Source organism: Aeromonas sp. R2-2 (assembly GCF_040908355.1).
Taxonomy (GTDB): domain Bacteria; phylum Pseudomonadota; class Gammaproteobacteria; order Enterobacterales; family Aeromonadaceae; genus Aeromonas; species Aeromonas veronii.
Genome location: NZ_JBFODQ010000091.1, coordinates 159,760 through 176,519 on the forward strand (window position 1 = coordinate 159,760; position 16,760 = coordinate 176,519).

General features: G+C 58.7%; 21 protein-coding genes. 10 read left to right on the plus strand and 11 right to left on the minus strand.

Annotated elements, in window-relative coordinates:
- Nucleotides 1-42: 42 nt before the first annotated feature.
- Nucleotides 43-1,947, plus strand: a complete 1,905-nt coding sequence (locus tag AB5Z09_RS19785; RefSeq protein ID WP_368196044.1) for a transcription antiterminator — start codon at nt 43-45, stop codon at nt 1,945-1,947.
- A 17-nt stretch (nt 1,948-1,964) separates the two neighbouring features.
- On the opposite strand, the gene npr is transcribed toward AB5Z09_RS19785, so the two are convergent.
- The 10 genes from npr to AB5Z09_RS19835 all read right to left on the minus strand — a co-directional run bounded on the left by npr (nt 1,965) and on the right by AB5Z09_RS19835 (nt 8,781).
- Entirely contained in the window at nt 1,965-2,237 is a 273-nt protein-coding gene (npr, locus tag AB5Z09_RS19790) for a PTS phosphocarrier protein NPr (RefSeq protein ID WP_231720003.1), read from the minus strand.
- 20 nt (nt 2,238-2,257) lie between these two features.
- Nucleotides 2,258-3,124 (minus strand): RNase adapter RapZ, encoded by an 867-nt coding sequence (rapZ, locus tag AB5Z09_RS19795; RefSeq protein ID WP_005336320.1) that lies wholly within the window; start codon nt 3,122-3,124, stop codon nt 2,258-2,260.
- Nucleotides 3,125-3,169: 45 nt separating this feature from the next.
- The gene (gene ptsN, locus AB5Z09_RS19800) at nt 3,170-3,616 is read right to left on the minus strand and encodes a PTS IIA-like nitrogen regulatory protein PtsN (protein WP_005336322.1); all 447 of its coding nucleotides are present in this window, start codon (nt 3,614-3,616) and stop codon (nt 3,170-3,172) included.
- 2 nt (nt 3,617-3,618) lie between these two features.
- Nucleotides 3,619-3,906 (minus strand): ribosome hibernation promoting factor, encoded by a 288-nt coding sequence (gene hpf, locus AB5Z09_RS19805; protein WP_005336323.1) that lies wholly within the window; start codon nt 3,904-3,906, stop codon nt 3,619-3,621.
- 20 nt (nt 3,907-3,926) lie between these two features.
- Entirely contained in the window at nt 3,927-5,366 is a 1,440-nt protein-coding gene (locus AB5Z09_RS19810) for an RNA polymerase factor sigma-54 (protein ID WP_005336331.1), read from the minus strand.
- A gap of 65 nt (nt 5,367-5,431) precedes the next feature.
- A complete protein-coding gene (gene lptB, locus AB5Z09_RS19815; protein WP_005336333.1) occupies nt 5,432-6,157 on the minus strand; it encodes an LPS export ABC transporter ATP-binding protein in 726 nt (241 codons plus the stop codon).
- Nucleotides 6,158-6,160: 3 nt separating this feature from the next.
- Nucleotides 6,161-6,688 (minus strand): lipopolysaccharide transport periplasmic protein LptA, encoded by a 528-nt coding sequence (gene lptA / locus AB5Z09_RS19820; protein WP_368196061.1) that lies wholly within the window; start codon nt 6,686-6,688, stop codon nt 6,161-6,163.
- On the minus strand, nt 6,675-7,235 hold the full coding sequence (lptC, locus tag AB5Z09_RS19825) for an LPS export ABC transporter periplasmic protein LptC (protein WP_005336338.1): 561 nt from the start codon (nt 7,233-7,235) through the stop codon (nt 6,675-6,677). Before lptC ends, lptA begins: the two co-directional genes overlap by 14 nt.
- Nucleotides 7,232-7,786 carry a 3-deoxy-manno-octulosonate-8-phosphatase KdsC gene (kdsC, locus tag AB5Z09_RS19830; protein WP_108542371.1) on the minus strand — a complete coding sequence of 185 codons (555 nt, stop codon included), beginning with the start codon at nt 7,784-7,786 and terminating at the stop codon, nt 7,232-7,234. The genes lptC and kdsC overlap by 4 nt, the downstream gene beginning before the upstream one ends.
- Nucleotides 7,786-8,781 (minus strand): KpsF/GutQ family sugar-phosphate isomerase, encoded by a 996-nt coding sequence (locus AB5Z09_RS19835; protein WP_058057518.1) that lies wholly within the window; start codon nt 8,779-8,781, stop codon nt 7,786-7,788. The genes kdsC and AB5Z09_RS19835 overlap by 1 nt, the downstream gene beginning before the upstream one ends.
- Nucleotides 8,782-8,988: 207 nt before the next feature.
- Between AB5Z09_RS19835 and mlaF the strand changes: the two genes are divergently transcribed.
- The 7 genes from mlaF to murA are packed head-to-tail and all read left to right on the plus strand — an operon-like array spanning nt 8,989 to nt 13,509.
- The gene (gene mlaF / locus AB5Z09_RS19840) at nt 8,989-9,789 is read left to right on the plus strand and encodes a phospholipid ABC transporter ATP-binding protein MlaF (RefSeq protein ID WP_252412772.1); all 801 of its coding nucleotides are present in this window, start codon (nt 8,989-8,991) and stop codon (nt 9,787-9,789) included.
- Nucleotides 9,789-10,568 (plus strand): lipid asymmetry maintenance ABC transporter permease subunit MlaE, encoded by a 780-nt coding sequence (gene mlaE, locus AB5Z09_RS19845; RefSeq protein WP_005336345.1) that lies wholly within the window; start codon nt 9,789-9,791, stop codon nt 10,566-10,568. The genes mlaF and mlaE overlap by 1 nt, the downstream gene beginning before the upstream one ends.
- 7 nt (nt 10,569-10,575) lie before the next feature.
- Nucleotides 10,576-11,073, plus strand: a complete 498-nt coding sequence (mlaD, locus tag AB5Z09_RS19850) for an outer membrane lipid asymmetry maintenance protein MlaD (RefSeq protein WP_005336348.1) — start codon at nt 10,576-10,578, stop codon at nt 11,071-11,073.
- Nucleotides 11,074-11,075: 2 nt separating this feature from the next.
- Nucleotides 11,076-11,708 carry a phospholipid-binding protein MlaC gene (locus tag AB5Z09_RS19855; protein WP_005336350.1) on the plus strand — a complete coding sequence of 211 codons (633 nt, stop codon included), beginning with the start codon at nt 11,076-11,078 and terminating at the stop codon, nt 11,706-11,708.
- Complete coding sequence (locus AB5Z09_RS19860; RefSeq protein ID WP_005336352.1) at nt 11,705-11,977, plus strand: lipid asymmetry maintenance protein MlaB; 273 nt, start codon at nt 11,705-11,707, stop codon at nt 11,975-11,977. Before AB5Z09_RS19855 ends, AB5Z09_RS19860 begins: the two co-directional genes overlap by 4 nt.
- Complete coding sequence (gene ibaG, locus AB5Z09_RS19865) at nt 11,977-12,234, plus strand: BolA family iron metabolism protein IbaG (RefSeq protein ID WP_005306001.1); 258 nt, start codon at nt 11,977-11,979, stop codon at nt 12,232-12,234. The genes AB5Z09_RS19860 and ibaG overlap by 1 nt, the downstream gene beginning before the upstream one ends.
- Nucleotides 12,235-12,252: 18 nt before the next feature.
- Nucleotides 12,253-13,509 (plus strand): UDP-N-acetylglucosamine 1-carboxyvinyltransferase, encoded by a 1,257-nt coding sequence (murA, locus tag AB5Z09_RS19870; RefSeq protein WP_005336355.1) that lies wholly within the window; start codon nt 12,253-12,255, stop codon nt 13,507-13,509.
- Nucleotides 13,510-13,596: 87 nt separating this feature from the next.
- Here the strand turns inward: murA and pmbA are convergent, their stop codons facing one another.
- Entirely contained in the window at nt 13,597-14,940 is a 1,344-nt protein-coding gene (gene pmbA, locus AB5Z09_RS19875) for a metalloprotease PmbA (protein WP_040068810.1), read from the minus strand.
- A gap of 113 nt (nt 14,941-15,053) precedes the next feature.
- On the opposite strand from pmbA, the gene yjgA reads away from it, so the two are divergent.
- Both yjgA and AB5Z09_RS19885 read left to right on the plus strand, forming a co-directional pair.
- Nucleotides 15,054-15,578 (plus strand): ribosome biogenesis factor YjgA, encoded by a 525-nt coding sequence (gene yjgA, locus AB5Z09_RS19880; RefSeq protein ID WP_005336359.1) that lies wholly within the window; start codon nt 15,054-15,056, stop codon nt 15,576-15,578.
- A 396-nt stretch (nt 15,579-15,974) separates the two neighbouring features.
- On the plus strand, nt 15,975-16,757 hold the full coding sequence (locus tag AB5Z09_RS19885; RefSeq protein WP_236382223.1) for a gamma-glutamyl-gamma-aminobutyrate hydrolase family protein: 783 nt from the start codon (nt 15,975-15,977) through the stop codon (nt 16,755-16,757).
- Nucleotides 16,758-16,760: the final 3 nt, after the last annotated feature.

Consider the following 16,760-nt stretch of genomic DNA (forward strand, 5'->3'; position numbering starts at 1 on the left):
CATCGACCCTTTATCTCGCAACAGGAGTCTTGCATACCCCCTATGATCAAGCTGCCACACCCCAGGCTCCATCAACTGCTGATCCAGCTCCACGCCGAACCGCTGCCACAGGAGGAGCTGGCTCGCCGCCTCAATGTCTCCACCCGCACGGTGCGCACCGATGTGGCGACCCTCAACGAACTGATTGCCACGCACGGTGCTCACCTGATCCACCAGCGTGGCAGCGGCTACCAGCTCAAGATCTACAATCAGGGACTGTTCGACGCTCTGCTGGCGGCCCAGGGTCAGGATAGCGGCCTGCCACGCACCAGCCGCGAGCGGGTGCTGCACCTGCAGATCCTGCTATTGACGGCAGAGCAGGGGATCAAGCTCGATGAGCTGGCTGATACCTGGTATCTAAGCCGGGCGGCACTGCAGGGGGATATGGCGGAAGTCCGTGAGCAACTCAGCCATTTCAGGCTCAGCGTCGAGAGCAAACCCCGCCTGGGGATGCGCATTCAGGGGGAGGAGACGGCGATCCGGGCCTGTTTGACCCAACTGCTCTATCAGGAGTTGCTGCACAACAACCAGTTGCAAACCCTGCTACCGAACCTCTGTCCCAGCAAGACGATGGAGGTAGTGGGCAATCATATCCATGCCCAGCAGGCCCGACATCAGCTGCGTCTCGCTGACGAGAGCCTGCAGCAGCTCACCATCTACTGCGCCGTTGCCCTGCTACGTCAGGCATCCGGTCACGAGTTGCGCCACTTCGCCAGCGAAGATCTGACTCTGCCGCTGCTGGCAGTATCTCGCGATATATATGCGGTATTGCCCACCCTGACGCCCCCCGTAGAGGACGAGATCGCCGGTCTCGCCATCCAGATCCAGGCGCGCCTGATTGCCGATACTCCCCAGCTCAGCCCGGCGATGGCTGCCGAGAGCGAACAGCTGGTGGAGCATCTGCTGACCTACATTCATCAACACTACCCTTACGACCTGCGAGGCGACCAACAGCTGCGGGCCGACCTGCAAACCCATATCAGCGCCATGCTGCTACGGGTCAAATACCAGATAGGCAACCACAACCCGCTGGCCGATCACATCAAGCAGTACTATCCCCTCGCCTACGACATCACGCTGGCGGCCATTTCGGAGTGGATCAAGCAGACCCCCTACCGACTGACCCACCACGAGATCGGCTATCTGGTGATCCATATCGGGGTCGGGCTGGAGCGCCATTACGATATCGGCTATACCCGCCGCCCGCAGGCGCTATTGCTTTGCGATGCGGGCAACGCCACCTTCCGGGTACTGGAAGCACGCATCAAGCGGGAGTATCCCCAGTTGCAGCTGACCACGCTGGAGTCGGTGCGGGATTACGAAGGACTGGCGCAGATCGCGCAGGACTTTGTCATCAGCACCGTCAAGGTGAACGAAAAAAACGCTCCCGTGGTACTCGTTGCCCCCTTCCCGACCCAATACCAGCTAGAGCAGCTTGGCAAGCTGGTGCTGATCGACCGCACCCGCCCCTACATGCTCGACAAATATTTCGATGCCGACCACTTCATGGTGGTCAAAGAACCCCTTACTCAGGCCGAACTGTTTGCCCACATCTGTGATCAACTGGAGGCGGAAGATCTGGTGGAGAGCGGCTTCAGAGCCTCACTGCAGGAGCGGGAGCGGATCGTCTCCACCATGCTGGGAGAAGGGATCGCCCTGCCCCACTCCCTCGGTCTGCTGGCGCGCCGCACTCTGGTTTACACCGTGCTGGCACCGCAGGGGATCGACTGGGGGAACGGGGAAATCGCGACGCTCATCTTCGTGCTGGCCATCAGCAAGGCCGACTACGAGGAGGCGATGGGTCTCTACGACCTGTTTCTGGCACTGATGAACGAAAAAGCCAGCAGGAATCTGCTGGCTTGTCAGGATTTTGCCAGCTTCAAAGCACTGGCGCGTACCGGCTCATAACATAGAACGAGGAGTGACTACTCCTCGTTGAAGCCGGAGGTGAACAGCTCCACCACGGCGGCCAGGGCCTCGATCTCTTCGGGGCCCTCAACCTGTACTTCCACCTGCCGCCCTTGCGCGGAATCCAGCATCAGCAGGCCGATGATGCTGTCAGCATCGGCCTCCACACCATCTTCATTGCGCAGCAGCACGTGGGCATCGAAACCCTGCACCAGCTCGAACAGCATCATGGCAGGTCTGGCATGAATACCCAGTTTGTTTTTCACTTCAACCGAGGCGGAAACAGTCATCGGGTCGTCCTATTGGTCCGTCAGGATTGGGGGGCACTCTTGTCGAGAGTGCGGTGGCGGATCTGCACGTTCTTGCCAAGCAAACGGAATGCACTGGCCAGCCGCTCTGCAATAAAGACCGAGCGGTGCTGACCACCGGTGCAACCGATGCCGACCGTGAGGTAGCTGCGATTGTTGCGCTCCAGATGGGGCAACCAGGTCGCCAGCATGTTTTCGATCTGCTGGGTAAACAGCATCACGTCAGCCTGCGCCGAGAGGTAGTTGGCGACCGGCTCATCCTTGCCGGTGAAGGGCTTGAGCTCGGGGATCCAGTGCGGGTTAGGCAGGAAGCGGGCATCGAACACGAAGTCGGCATCCTTGGGAATGCCGTACTTGAAGCCGAACGACTCGAACACCAGCACCAACTCGTTCTCTTTCTTCCCAAGCACCCTGGTCTTGATGAGCTCGCTCAGGTCGTGAATGCTGAGGGTGGTGGTGTCGATGCGCAGGTCAGCGGTCGAGGAGATGGGCGCCAGCAGGTGGGTCTCCTCCCGAATCGCCTCATCCAGCGACAGCTTGTTGCGTGAGAGGGGGTGCAAACGGCGGCTCTCGCCATAGCGCTTGAGCAGGGTGCCGTTGTCAGCATCGAAGAAAAAGCTGGAGAACTCTACCCGCCCCTCATTGCGCACCTGAGCTAGCAGATTTTCCAGTTTCTCCGGATCGCTCGGCAGGTTGCGCACATCGATGCTGACCGCCAGCTTGTCATACTGGCTCTCGACCGAAACAATCAGCTGGGGCAGCAGATTGACCGGCAGGTTGTCCACACAGTAGTAACCCAGATCTTCCAGCACTCGCAGGGCTACCGTTTTACCGGAGCCCGAACGTCCACTTACCACGATTAACTGCATCTTGTTCCCTCACGCCAAAACGGGTGTCTCATCCTTGGCCTGCTATCAGGCCGAGGTCATGATCTGATAGAGCTCTTCGTCGCTGGTTGCCTGACGCAACTGGCGGCACACCGCCTTGTCACCCAGCTTGGAAGCCATCAGAGAAAGGGTCTTGAGATGCTGCTTGCACTCGCTTTCCGGCACCAGCAAGGCAAACAGCAGGTCAACCGGTTGATTGTCGATGGAGTCGAAAGGAATAGGGTCGGCAAAGGTCATCAGGATCGCGGTTGGCGGGAACTCATCGTCAATGCGACCGTGGGGGATCGCAATACCGGCACCGATCCCGGTACTACCCATTTTTTCGCGGGCCAGCAAGCATTCAAACAGTGCCTGACGGGAGGTGCCAAGGCGTTCGGCGGCCAGCTCGCTGATGATTTCGAGGGCGCGTTTCTTGCTGGTACAAGGGACTGCACTCTTGGTGCAGTCCCGACTCAGTATGTGTTCAAGTTGCATGGTTATTTTTTATTTAACTTATCTTTGTGCTTGATGATCTGCCTGTCCAGCTTGTCGAGCAAGGTGTCTATCGCAGCATACATATCGGCATGTTCAGAGTTGGCAAACACTTCGCCACCGCTGACGTGCAATTTGGCTTCCGCTATCTGGTTCAGTTTTTCCACGCTAAGCACCACATGAACATTGTTGATGTGGTCGAAATGACGCTCGAGTTTGGCAAATTTGTTATTCACATAATCACGCAGAGCTTCGGTGATCTCGACATGGTGTCCGGTCAGGTTAATTTGCATAACATCATCCTTTTGTTTGCCTAAACCAGGCGTTTGCGCTGATTGGAAGGTGGGATAAACAAGGATTCGCGATACTTAGCGATCGTGCGTCTCGCCACCATAATACCCTGTTCGGCCAGCAAATCCGCGATCTTGCTATCACTTAACGGCTTGGCAGGATTCTCTGCCGTGACCAGCTTCTTGATAAGCGCGCGAATTGCGGTCGATGAGCACTCTCCTCCTCCTTCGGTGTTCACATGGCTGGAGAAAAAAAACTTCAATTCGAAGATACCACGGGGGGTATGCATGTACTTCTGGGTCGTCACCCGGGAGATGGTCGACTCATGCATCTCCACCGCTTCGGCGATGTCATTGAGCACCATCGGCTTCATCGCCTCTTCACCATACTCGAAAAAGCCCTGTTGCTGCTCGACAATGCAACTTGCCACTTTCAGCAGGGTGTCATTGCGACTTTCCAGACTCTTGATGAACCACTTGGCTTCCTGCAAATGGGAGCGGATAAACTGGGTGTCGGTGCTGCTGCGGGCGTTGCGGGCCATGGCGGCATAGGTCTCGTTGACCCGGATGCGGGGGGCTGAGTCGGGATTGAGCTCGACCACCCACTTGCTGCCCTTCTTGACCACGGAGACGTCGGGGATCACGTACTGGGAGTCGCTCTGGATGATGCCGTTGCCGGGGCGCGGCTCCAGCAGCTGGATCAGATCCAGCACCTCCTTGAGGTCGCTCTCCTTGAGTTTTGTCTTGCGGGCGAGGGTGCGGTAATCCCGGTTGCCGAGCAGCTCCATGTGCTCGAGGATCACCTCCTTGGCCTCGTTGAGCCAGGGGGTCTGCGGGTCATACTGATCCAGCTGGATCAGCAAACACTCCTGCACAGAACGGGCAGCAATGCCGACCGGATCGAAGTGCTGCACCCGCTTGAGTACCGCCTCGACCTCATCGAGCTCCACCTCTACGTCATCGCTGGTGACGGCAGCCTGGATATCCTCCAGCGCAACGGTCAGATAACCGGATTCGTCGATGGCATCGATGATGGCGAGCGCGATGGCGGCATCCACATCGCTGAACGGTGTGAGTCGCATCTGCCACAGCAGATAATCCTGCAGGTTTTCGGTTGTTTCACCCTGATAGACGCTATCTTCCCCATCGTGGATGGGGCCCGCGCTCTGGGCGGTGCCGGCAGAGTAAACCTCGTCCCAGGTGGTATCCACCGGCAACTCATCCGGCATCTGCTCTTGGGCCATGGCATCGCTGGAATCCAGCTGGCTGGCATCGACCGGCGCTTCCGGACTGGTCTCTTGCGCCTCGCTCTCTTCCTGCTCCAGCAGAGGGTTGTTTTCGAGCGCTTGCTGAATTTCCTGCTGAAGTTCCAGAGTGGAGAGCTGGAGCAGACGAATCGCTTGTTGTAATTGCGGCGTCATGGTCAGGGACTGACCGAGACGCAACTGTAATGTCGGCTTCATCTACGTCGGGATATCCTTATGTTCAGCGAGGCACTCGTCAAAGGAAATGAAGGCATGCCCCCTTACTATAGACTGAATTGATCGCCCAAATAGACGCGCTTGACCTGCTCATCGGCAAGGATGTCAGCCGGTGCACCTTCGGCAATCATCTTGCCGTGGCTGACGATATAGGCCTTCTCACATACGTCCAGAGTCTCTCTGACGTTGTGGTCGGTAATCAAGACGCCAAGGCCTCTATCTTTCAGATGCTGAATGATCTTCTTGATGTCTATCACAGAAATCGGGTCAACCCCTGCAAAGGGTTCATCCAGCAGAATAAAACGCGGCTCGGCCGCCAGCGCACGGGCAATTTCGACCCGACGGCGTTCACCGCCGGAGAGGCTCTGACCCAGGTTGTCGCGAATGTGGGTGATGTTGAACTCTTCCAGCAGTTGCTGAACCTTGTCCTCACGCTCCTCGCGACTCAACCCCTTGCGGGTCTGCATCACGCCCATCAGGTTGTCGAACACCGACAGGCGACGGAAGATGGAGGCCTCCTGCGGCAGGTAACCGATGCCGTTACGCGCCCGCACATGCATGGGCTGCAGGCTGATGTCCTGATCGTCGATAGTGATGAGACCGGCATCGCGCTGCACCAGCCCCACGATCATGTAGAAGGAGGTGGTCTTGCCCGCCCCGTTGGGGCCGAGCAGGCCGACAATCTGGCCGGTGCCCACTTCAAGGCTGACGTCACTCACCACCATGCGGCGCTTGTAGCTCTTCTGCAGGCCCACTGCTTTTAACACTGCCATGGCTTATTTTCCCTGCTTCTTCTGGTCGGTGGGCTTGTCGAAATTCTCTACCTGATCAGGCAGGAACACGGTTTTGACCCGCTGGCTCGGGCTCTTGCTCTCGGCAATCATCTTCTGTTTGACGATGTCGTAGCGGATCAGATCGCCATTGACCTGGCTATCTTCCTGCTTGAGCTGACCATTGCCGGTGATGGTCACCAGACGGTTCTTCAGCTCGTAGCGGATGGTATTGCCGTGGGCATTGACCGGCTTGCCGTTATCCAGGATCTGGAAGAAGGTGGCGGGCTTGCCGTAGGCAGTCATCACCTCGGCCCCTTTCTCGCCGGAACGGGTCACTACCACCTTGTCAGCCTTGATTCGGATGGTGCCCTGATTGATGGTCACATCCTCTTCGAAGGTGATGCGGTTGTCCTGCATCTCGGCCACCTGTTTGACGGCATCGACGTAGACCTTCTCGGCAAAGTCGGACTCTTTGGCGGTCACCGCACCACACAACAACAGGGCTGCGAGGGCCAGATTAGCGTTTTTCATTGAAATAGATGGCATGGCCTTGATCCAGTAACTCAAAATATTTGCGGTCCAGATGGCCCTTGAGGCCAACCCCTTGGGTCTGGAAATCCCGACCCAGAATGTTCACTTCCCGGTTGCTGCGCACATCCTGTGTCACCAGATCCAGCTCCAGATAGGGGGTATCCAGTGTGGAGATGAAAGAGGTAGGTAGCAGACCATCCAGATGCACCTTGTCCCGCAGGATGACGTTGTCGCCGGTGTTGAGCACGCCGGTTTCGGCGGTCACCTTCCACTCGGCGGCACCCTGATCGTCATACATGTAGACCACCGGCTTGTCGAAGGTGGCCTGCTCGAGGATTTGATAATACTCGGCGTAGGTCGACTCCAGCCGCTCGGTGCGCTTGCCGTTGATATCAAAACGGGTGGTCACCAGATCTTTGGCGACAAAATCCGGCTGATAGTTTTCGATTTTGACGGCGCTCTCAGGCACCAGCTCAACCTTGCCCAACTGCCAAGCAACCAGCGCGACCAGAAACAGCAGGGCAAACAACAGGGTCTGTCTGCTCATACCGAAGCCTCGGGCTGATAATCGTCGTGGCCCTGCGCCTGCAAAATGAGGTCACACACCTCACGCACCGCGCCCATGCCACCGCCAAGCCGGGTCACCATATCGGCACGACTCAGCACCAGCGGATGGGCATCGGCCACCGCGATACCCAGGCCGCAGGCGGCCATCACCGGCAGATCGATGGTGTCATCGCCCATATAGGCGGCCTGTTCCGGACTCAGCCCCAGCTTGGCCAGCAGCGCTTCGAAGTGAGGCAGCTTTTTATCAGCCCCCTGCACCACATGAGCCACCCCCAGGCTTTTCATCCGATCGCTGACGATACGGGAGTTGCGCCCGGTGATAATGGCGATCTCGATCCCGGCATTGAGCAACGCTCGCATGCCCGCACCATCGCGGGTGCAGAAGGTTTTCAGCTCTTCGCCGTTGTTTCCCATGTAGATGAGGCCGTTGGAGAGCACCCCGTCCACATCGCACACCAGCAGGCGGATTTGCGCCGCCTTGTCGAACTGGCTGCGCGTCACCGGACCATAGAGGGTCGGTACGTTTTGCATCAAATTACTCCGGCTTTCAGCAGGTCGTGCATGTTGAAGGCGCCGAGCGGGCGTTTCTCTTCATCCACGACCAGTAATCCATTGATTTTTCTCGTTTCCATCAGCTTGACGGCTTCTGCAGCCATCATCTCTGGACCTACGGTAACACAGTTGGCCGTCATCACACGGCTGATGGGGGTGTGATGGATATCGATCTGCTGGTCAAGAATGCGGCGCAGATCGCCATCGGTAAAGAGCCCGGCCAGCAGGCCATTGCCATCGACCACAGCCGTCATACCGAGCCCCTTGCGGCTCACTTCCAGCAGCGCCTGGCTGATGGTGGCATCTATCCCCACCCGGGGCAACAGCTCACCGCTGTGCATCAGGTCGCCAACCCGCAGCAACAGACGCTTGCCAAGGGAACCGCCCGGGTGAGAGAGGGCGAAGTCATCGGCGGTAAAACCGCGCGCTTCCAACAGAGCCACTGCCAGGGCATCACCCATCACCAGGGTTGCAGTGGTACTGGAAGTGGGTGCCAGACCCAGCGGGCAAGCCTCTTTCTCCACCTTGATGCACAGGTGCACGTTGGCCTCTTTGGCCATGGTGGAGGCGGGATTGCCAGTCATGCAGATGAGCGGAATGCCGCGGCGCTTGAGTACCGGCAGCAGAGCCAGGATTTCGTCGCTCTCACCGGAGTTGGAGATGGCGATGATAAGGTCGCCACTGGAGATCATCCCCAGATCGCCGTGACTCGCTTCTCCCGGGTGAAGGAAGAAGGCCGGTGTGCCGGTGCTGGCGAGGGTGGCGGCGATCTTGCTGCCGATATGGCCCGATTTGCCCATGCCGGTGACCACTATCTTGCCACCGCAGCGCAGCACCATTTCGCACGCCTTGTCGAAGGCGTCGTTCAGATACTGATAGAGTCCATCAATGGCTTGCTTTTCTGTGTCCAGCACCGCGCGGGCACTGCGACGAAAATCGAACAGTTCAGACACTTTCTCAGGCTTTACAGACATAAAGACACAGCTCCGGGCCGAAATTAGCTGCGGGATTATAAAAAAGTCTGTCCGGATAAGCGAATCGGATGGCAAGTCCCGCTCTCAATGACGCACTTTGTTACAGAAAACTGTCGTGCAAATGGGCTTGCAGCCTGTTCAATAGTTGTTCCTTGCTGTTGCTTAGACCTAGACTACCCCATAAAATTCGCACCTCATTTACACCGGATGGACAATTGTTTGAACAATGACCTGATCACCATCTCCGACCTGACCTTCAGTCACGGAGATCGGCTGTTGTATGACGGGATCAACCTGACCATTCCTCGTGGCAAGGTGACCGCCGTCATGGGCCCGAGCGGCATCGGTAAAACCACCCTGCTGCGGCTGATCGGTGGCCAGCTCAAGCCGGAGTCCGGTCACATTCTGTTTGACGGGGAAGATATCCCCACCCTCTCCCGTTCGCGCCTCTATGAAGTGCGCAAACGGATGAGCATGCTGTTCCAGAGCGGCGCCCTGTTTACCGGCATGACGGTCTACGACAACGTGGCCTTCCCGCTGCGGGAGCACTCCGGCCTGCCGGAGGAGCTGATCCACACCATCGTCATGATGAAGCTGCAGGCGGTGGGCTTGCGCGGCGCGGCGAAACTGATGCCCTCCGAGCTCTCCGGCGGCATGGCGCGCCGGGCGGCGCTGGCACGGGCAATTGCGCTCGATCCTGACCTCATCATGTATGACGAGCCGTTCGTCGGGCAGGACCCCATCACCATGGCGGTGCTGGTCAAGCTGATCAAGGAGCTGAACGATGCCCTCGGTATCACCTCCGTCATCGTCACCCACGACGTGAAAGAGGTGCTGAGCATCGCCAATTACGCCTACATCATTGCCAATCGCAAGGTGGTGGCGCACGGCACGCCGGACCAGCTGCGCGAGGAGCACAATCCCGAAGTCGAGCAGTTCCTCAAAGGATTGCCCGATGGTCCTGTTCCGTTTCATTTTCCGGCAGGCGATCTGCTACAGGATCTCTGATGTTGATAAGTCAAATAAGCAAGCTGGGGCGGGTCGGAGTGCGGTTTATCAGCTCCGTCGGTCGCGCCACCATCATGTTGTTCCATGCGCTGGCGGGCAAACCCGAGCCGCGCAAGCACTTCCCGCTGCTTGTCCAGCAGTTGTATGTGGTGGGCGTACAGTCGGTGGCCATCATTCTGGTCTCCGGCCTGTTCATCGGCATGGTGCTCTCGCTGCAGGGTTACAACGTATTGAAGGATTTCGGCGCCGAGCAGAGTCTGGGACCGCTGGTCTCCCTCTCCCTGCTGCGGGAGCTGGGGCCTGTGGTCACGGCGCTGCTGTTTGCCGGCCGTGCCGGTTCGGCCCTGACCGCTGAAATCGGCCTGATGAAGGCCACCGAGCAGCTTTCAAGCCTCGAAATGATGGCTGTCGACCCGCTGCGCCGGGTGGTGGCCCCCCGCTTCTGGGCTGGCGTCATCAGCATGCCGCTGCTGGCTTTTATGTTCAGCCTGATCGGCATCTTCGGCGGCAAGCTGGTCGGTGTGGACTGGCTCGGCGTGGACGAAGGGGGCTTCTGGTCTGCCATGCAGGCCTCCGTCGACTGGCATGAAGACATCATGCAGGGCGCCATCAAGAGCCTGATTTTCGCCCTGGTAGTCACCTGGATTGCGCTCTTTAACGGCTATGATGCCAAGCCGACCTCGGCCGGGATCAGTCAGGCCACGACCCGTACCGTGGTCCACTCATCCCTCGCCGTGCTCGGCCTGGATTTTATACTCACTGCAGTCATGTTTGGATAAGGTAAAGATGAAGTTCAGCAAAGTAGAATTCCTGGTCGGCACCTTCATGCTGGCTGGCATCGGTGCCATTCTGGCACTGGCCCTGCAAGTGGCCGGTTTGAGCTTCAAACCGGAAGGAGAAACCTATACCCTGCGCGCGCATTTCGATAATATCGGCGGCCTGAAAGTCCGTTCGCCGGTCAAGGTCGGCGGCGTGGTGGTAGGCCGGGTCAGCGACATCGTACTGGACCCGAAAACCCAGGTGCCCGAAGTGACCCTGATGATGCAAAAGAGCGCTGGCGAGTTCGCCGATACCAGTTCCCTCTCCATCCTCACCTCCGGTCTGCTCGGCGAGCAGTACATCGGTCTGGCCCCCGGCTTCAGCGATGAGGAGATGGGCACCGAGATGCTCAAGGATGGCGACCTGATTGAAGACACCAAATCCGCCATCGTGCTGGAAGATCTGATTGGCAAGTTCCTCTATAGCCAATCCTCCGACAGCAAATCAGACAGCAAGAAGGAGTAATCATGTTCAAGAAAATCGCCCTGCTGCTGGGCCTGATGACCAGCATGCTCTTTTCCCTGTCTGCTCAGGCCGCAGTCGATGCCACCGACCCCAATGCGCTGGTGGATCAGGCTGCCAAGCAGACCTTTGCCCGCCTGAAAGCCGATCAGGCCCAGGTGAAAAGCAATCCGGATCACCTGCGGGTGATCATCCGCGAAGAGCTGCTGCCCTATGTGGACAACCGCTTCGCCGCCTACAAGGTGCTTGGCAACCAGATTAAAGAGACTACCGAAGCGCAGCGCAATGCCTTCGTCGAGGTGTTCACCGAGTACATGGTGAGCTCCTACGCCGATGCGCTGGCCCATTTTGACAAGCAGACCGTCAAGGTCGAGCCGGGCAAAGCTCCCAGCGGCAACATCACCGCCGTCAACGTCAGCGTGAAAGAGGCCGGCAAGCCGGACATCTTCCTCGAGTTCAAGCTGCGCAAGAACAACAAGACCGGCGAATGGAAAGCCTTCGACATGGTGGCAGAGGGGATCAGCCTGCTCTCCGCCAAACAGAGCGAGCTCGGCGGTTTGATCCGCCAGAACGGCATCGATGCGGTGATCGCCCAGTTGCGCGAACACAACGCCAAGCCGCTGGTACTCAAACCATGACCCTCAGCGGTGAGCTGCAGGCGCCACAGGTCAATGACCTGTGGCAACGCCGCGCCGAATGGTGGCAGGACGACCAGCTCGAGCTCGGCGGCGTCACCACTCTCGACTCCGCCGGACTGGCCCTGCTGGTCAAATGGGCCAAAGCCGTATTAGCGCGAGGCGCCACACCGCAACTGGTGGGCGCCTCCAGTGATTTCTATACCCTGGCCAACCTCTACGGGGTGGCCGGGCTGTTTCAATCAACCCCGCTCACAACTGAGGACGCATAATGCAAGTCTCTGAAATTGAAGCGATACTCCTTGAGGCTCTGCCATTGTCCGAAGTCCATGTCAAAGGGGACGGTAGTCACTACCAAGTGATCGCCGTCGGTGACATGTTTGACGGCATGAGCCGGGTCAAGAAGCAGCAGGCCATCTATGCCCCGCTGATGGACAAGATCGCCAGCAACGCCATTCACGCCCTCTCCATCAAGGCGTTCACCGACGCCGAGTGGAAACGCGAACGTAAATTCCTATTGCCCTCCTGATTTGGTAACGAAGTAAAAATGGACAAATTCAAAATCGATGGTCGTTGTACTCTCAACGGCGAAGTGACCATCTCCGGCGCCAAAAACGCCGCGCTGCCGATCCTGTTCGCAACCCTGCTCTGTGATGAAGAGGTACACCTCTCCAACGTGCCGCGCCTGAAAGATGTGGGCACCACCATCAAGCTGCTGGAGATGCTGGGCGCGACCACCAAGGTCAACGGCAACGTCACCGTGCTGACCGGTGCGGTGAACAACCATGTCGCCCCCTACGAGCTGGTGAAGACCATGCGCGCCTCCATTCTGGCGCTGGGCCCGCTGGCTGCCCGTTTCGGCGCCGCTGATGTCTCCCTGCCAGGCGGTTGCGCCATCGGTGCCCGTCCGGTCAACCTGCACGTCCACGGCCTGGAGCTGATGGGTGCCAAGATCACCATCGAAGATGGTTACATCAAGGCCCGTGTCGATGGTCGCCTGAAAGGCGCCCACATCCTTATGGATATGGTCTCCGTCACCGGTACCGAAAACCTGATGATGGCTGCGACCCTGGCAGATGGCCGCACCGTGATCGAAAACGCCGCGCGCGAGCCGGAAGTGGTCGATCTGGCCAACTTCCTCAATACCCTGGGTGCCAAGATCCAGGGCGCGGGCACCGATACCCTGACCATCGACGGTGTCGAGCGTCTGCACGGCGGCAACTACAGCGTGCAGCCTGACCGCATCGAAACCGGTACCTTCCTGGTGGGTGCAGCGGTCACCGGCGGCAAGATCACCTGCCGCAAGACAGACCCGACTCTGCTGGAAGCGGTACTGGTCAAGCTGGAAGAGGCTGGCGCCCTGATTGAGAAGGGTGAAGACTGGATCACCCTCGACATGACTGGCCGCACCCTCAAACCGGTCACCATCAAGACTGCCCCCTACCCAGCCTTCCCGACCGATATGCAGGCACAGTTCACCGTGCTGAACGCCGTCGCCAAAGGTACCGGTATGGTCACCGAGACCATCTTCGAGAACCGCTTCATGCACGTTCCCGAACTGGTACGGATGGGTGCAGACATCGAACTGCAGGGCAATGTGGCCATCTGCCGTGACACCGAGCAACTCAAGGGCGCCCAGGTGATGGCGACCGATCTGCGCGCCTCCGCCAGTCTGGTGCTGGCCGGCTTCGTGGCCGAAGGCTCCACCATCGTCGACCGTATCTATCACATCGACCGTGGCTACGAAGATATCGAGCAGAAGCTGCAGGGTCTGGGTGGCCGCATCGAGCGCATCAAGGGCTGATAGCCCACTGATCGCTAGCCGATAAAAAGGCCCCCTCGCGTTGGCGAGGGGGCCTTTTTCATGGTTTCGGTTCTGTTGAAACCGGGATCAGTGGCCCGCCAGCTTCATATTCTCTACCAGCACCGAGCCGGTCTTGAGACTGGAGCGCTCATCCTCGTCACGACCTACCGCCACGATATGGCTGAACATCTCGGCCAGATTGCCGGCGATGGTGATCTCCTCGACCGGATAGGCTATTTCGCCATTCTCGACCCAGAAACCGGCAGCGCCGCGGGAGTAGTCGCCATTGACGATATTGACCCCCTGCCCCATCAGCTCGGTCACCAGCAGACCGGTGCCCATCTCCTTGAGCATGCCCTGAAAATCCTGGCCGGTATTGGAGACCTGCCAGTTGTGGATGCCACCGGCGTGACCCGTGGTGGTCAACCCCAGCTTGCGCGCAGAGTAGGAGGTAAGCAGCCAGCTCATCAGCTCGCCGTTACGGATAATATCCATGTCGCGGGTACGAACCCCTTCGCCATCGAACGGGGTACTGGCGAGCCCGCCCAGCAGGTGGGGGAACTCCTGAATGGTGAGCCACTCGGGCAGGATCTGCTTGCCCAATTTGTCGAGCAGGAAGCTCGACTTGCGATAGAGGTTGCCACCGCTGATGGCCATCACCAGATGGCCCCACAGACCGGAGGCTGTGTCAGGGTGGAACAGCACAGGCGCATGACGGGTAGAGATCTTGCGGGCGCCGAGGCGGGAGACGGTACGCTCAACGGCTTCGTCGGCAATGCGCTGCGGGCTCCAGAGCCCGTCGAGGGTACGGCTGGAGGAGTAGCCGTAATCACGCTGCATGTCGCCATCCTGCTCACCGATCAGCACACAGCTCAGGGAGTTGCGCGACGCCGCGTAGCCTTTGACGAAGCCGTGGCTGTTGCCATAGACCTTGATGCCGAGATGGCTGGAGAAACCGGCACCGTCAGAGTGTTTGATGCGGGCATCGCGGCCCAGAGCGAGTCGCTCGCACTCGATGGCCAGCTCGATGCCGCGCTGGGGATCCAGCTCGATTTGGTGACACAGTTGCAGGTCGGGGGCATCCCAAGCCAGCAGCTCAGCGTCCGCCAGACCGGCGCAATCATCGGCCGAGGTGTGGCGAGCAATCTCGATAGCCGCTTCAACGGCGGCACGAATGGCGGGTTTGCTCAGATCGGTGGTCGAGGAGGATCCCTTGCAACCATCGCGATAGACAGCGATGCCGAGGGCGCCATCCTTATTGAATTCAATGCTTTCCAGTTCACAACCCCGGGTGTTCACCGACAACCCGGTCTGCTTGCTGATGGAGACTTCGGCCAGCGAGGCGCCCAGTCCTTTGGCTATCTCCAGGGCTTCGGCAACCACGGCCTCGAGATGGGCTTGATCCTGGCGGATTTGGTCTTGCTGATCCATAACTCACATCTGTATGAAAGAAGGAAAGGGGGTAAGCATATCAGACCCCTGCGCCCAGCGGGAGAAGCTGGTAACATATCCCCCAAACGTGAATGACAGGAATCAAGAGACCGATGAGTCAATATCAAGACGACAACGAGTTCGAAGACTGGGGCCCCAGCAAGAGCCAGCTCAAGCGCGATGCCGAAGCATTGCAGAAAATGGGGGAAGAGATCGTCTCCCTCAGCCACAGCGAGTTGGAAAAAATCCCGTTGGATGAAGAGCTGGCAGAAGCTGTCGAACTGGGTCGCAAACTCAAGCCGAAGAAGGATGAGTCCTTCCGCCGCCATCTGCAGTTCATCGGGCGCCTGATGCGCAGCCGCGATATCGAGCCGATTGCCGAAGCGCTCTCCATCATCAAGAACCGTCACTCCACCGTGAATGCCCGTCTGCACCGCCTGGAGCAGTGGCGCGAGCGCCTGATCACCGAAGGTGACAGCGCCCTCAATGAGCTGATGTCCCAGTTCCACGAGCTGGATCGCCAGAAGCTGCGCCAGCTGATCCGCTCCGCCAACAAGGAGCGGGAGCTGAACAAGCCGCCGGTCGCCTACCGCGAGATGTACCAGTATCTGCGCGGCGAGATCGAAGACCTGCTGTGATCCCCGAAACACGCCTCCCCTCGGGGAGGCGTGTTTCTATTGATGCCTTTTCCTCTCAACATCCTCCGCCAGCCCTGCGCGTTTAATATATCCACCATTTTACTGCCCCAGCCATAACGGCTCATCTCAACAGCCCCGTTAAATCGCCGCTTAAGAGCCGTCCAAGACAAATCCGTTAACAACTTTGTATCATTTTGTTTGACATATTGAACGGCCTTGGCAGACTGAAGAGAGGAGCCATGCCGTCGCTGCCCAGGCTGACCAACGATTCTGTCACTCGGCCCGACGCGGGATCCCATGACCATGCCTTGAGGCATGCCCTTGCCCTGCAGGTTTGCAAGGGTCTGCCCAAGGCGCAGGATGAGACTTCAACGCCAAGGATAATCAAGGTGCCCTATGCCAAATCCCCAGCCTCCCGCCACCCGTAAACCTGTCGTACTGATGACCATGGGTGCCCAGCCCCGCAACGGCCACGCCTATCAGGTGATGACCCACAAATACATCATGCCGCTGGTGGAGATAAGCGGCTGCGTCCCGCTGCTGGTGCCCACCTGCTGCGGCACCGCCGATCTGGAGCAGTATCTGGATCTCGCCGATGGGGTCTATCTGAGCGGCGCCGGTTCCAACATCGATCCGGCCCTCTACGGTCAGGAGAACCTCACGCCAGAAAAACAGCAAGACAGGGATCGCGACCTGTTCGATCTACCCCTCATCAAGGGGGCACTCGCCCGTGGCTTGCCGATCCTCGGGATCTGCCGCGGCATGCAGGAGATCAACGTGGCGCTGGGGGGAGACATCCATCAGAAGGTCTATAACGAGCCGGGTTATGACGATCACCGGGAGGATGCCGACGATCCGGTCGACGAGCAGTATGGGCCGAGCCATCAGATCAAACTGCTGCCAGGCAGCTGGTTTGCCAAGCTGATGGGGGAAGAACAGATTCAGGTCAACTCCCTGCATGGACAGGGTATCAACCGGTTGGGGAAGGGTCTGGAGCCGTTGGCCCACGCCGAAGATGGGCTGATCGAGGCGCTTCATGCTCCCGCACTGTCACCCTTTTTGCTGGCAGTGCAGTGGCATCCGGAGTGGAAGGCCAATGAAAACCCCCACTCCATCAAGATCTTTCAAGCCTTTGGCGATGCCTGCCGCCAACGCAGTGCATTGATAGCGGCTAGTTAATCC

What these genes read in the sequence shown, in the direction of transcription:
- AB5Z09_RS19785 (WP_368196044.1), top strand. Translation starts at nt 43, where the DNA reads ATGATCAAGCTGCCACACCCCAGGCTCCATCAACTGCTGATCCAGCTC.
- npr (WP_231720003.1), bottom strand. Translation starts at nt 2,237, where the DNA reads ATGACTGTTTCCGCCTCGGTTGAAGTGAAAAACAAACTGGGTATTCAT.
- rapZ (WP_005336320.1), bottom strand. Translation starts at nt 3,124, where the DNA reads ATGCAGTTAATCGTGGTAAGTGGACGTTCGGGCTCCGGTAAAACGGTA.
- ptsN (WP_005336322.1), bottom strand. Translation starts at nt 3,616, where the DNA reads ATGCAACTTGAACACATACTGAGTCGGGACTGCACCAAGAGTGCAGTC.
- hpf (WP_005336323.1), bottom strand. Translation starts at nt 3,906, where the DNA reads ATGCAAATTAACCTGACCGGACACCATGTCGAGATCACCGAAGCTCTG.
- AB5Z09_RS19810 (WP_005336331.1), bottom strand. Translation starts at nt 5,366, where the DNA reads ATGAAGCCGACATTACAGTTGCGTCTCGGTCAGTCCCTGACCATGACG.
- lptB (WP_005336333.1), bottom strand. Translation starts at nt 6,157, where the DNA reads ATGGCAGTGTTAAAAGCAGTGGGCCTGCAGAAGAGCTACAAGCGCCGC.
- lptA (WP_368196061.1), bottom strand. Translation starts at nt 6,688, where the DNA reads ATGAAAAACGCTAATCTGGCCCTCGCAGCCCTGTTGTTGTGTGGTGCG.
- lptC (WP_005336338.1), bottom strand. Translation starts at nt 7,235, where the DNA reads ATGAGCAGACAGACCCTGTTGTTTGCCCTGCTGTTTCTGGTCGCGCTG.
- kdsC (WP_108542371.1), bottom strand. Translation starts at nt 7,786, where the DNA reads ATGCAAAACGTACCGACCCTCTATGGTCCGGTGACGCGCAGCCAGTTC.
- AB5Z09_RS19835 (WP_058057518.1), bottom strand. Translation starts at nt 8,781, where the DNA reads ATGTCTGTAAAGCCTGAGAAAGTGTCTGAACTGTTCGATTTTCGTCGC.
- mlaF (WP_252412772.1), top strand. Translation starts at nt 8,989, where the DNA reads ATGGACAATTGTTTGAACAATGACCTGATCACCATCTCCGACCTGACC.
- mlaE (WP_005336345.1), top strand. Translation starts at nt 9,789, where the DNA reads ATGTTGATAAGTCAAATAAGCAAGCTGGGGCGGGTCGGAGTGCGGTTT.
- mlaD (WP_005336348.1), top strand. Translation starts at nt 10,576, where the DNA reads ATGAAGTTCAGCAAAGTAGAATTCCTGGTCGGCACCTTCATGCTGGCT.
- AB5Z09_RS19855 (WP_005336350.1), top strand. Translation starts at nt 11,076, where the DNA reads ATGTTCAAGAAAATCGCCCTGCTGCTGGGCCTGATGACCAGCATGCTC.
- AB5Z09_RS19860 (WP_005336352.1), top strand. Translation starts at nt 11,705, where the DNA reads ATGACCCTCAGCGGTGAGCTGCAGGCGCCACAGGTCAATGACCTGTGG.
- ibaG (WP_005306001.1), top strand. Translation starts at nt 11,977, where the DNA reads ATGCAAGTCTCTGAAATTGAAGCGATACTCCTTGAGGCTCTGCCATTG.
- murA (WP_005336355.1), top strand. Translation starts at nt 12,253, where the DNA reads ATGGACAAATTCAAAATCGATGGTCGTTGTACTCTCAACGGCGAAGTG.
- pmbA (WP_040068810.1), bottom strand. Translation starts at nt 14,940, where the DNA reads ATGGATCAGCAAGACCAAATCCGCCAGGATCAAGCCCATCTCGAGGCC.
- yjgA (WP_005336359.1), top strand. Translation starts at nt 15,054, where the DNA reads ATGAGTCAATATCAAGACGACAACGAGTTCGAAGACTGGGGCCCCAGC.
- AB5Z09_RS19885 (WP_236382223.1), top strand. Translation starts at nt 15,975, where the DNA reads ATGCCAAATCCCCAGCCTCCCGCCACCCGTAAACCTGTCGTACTGATG.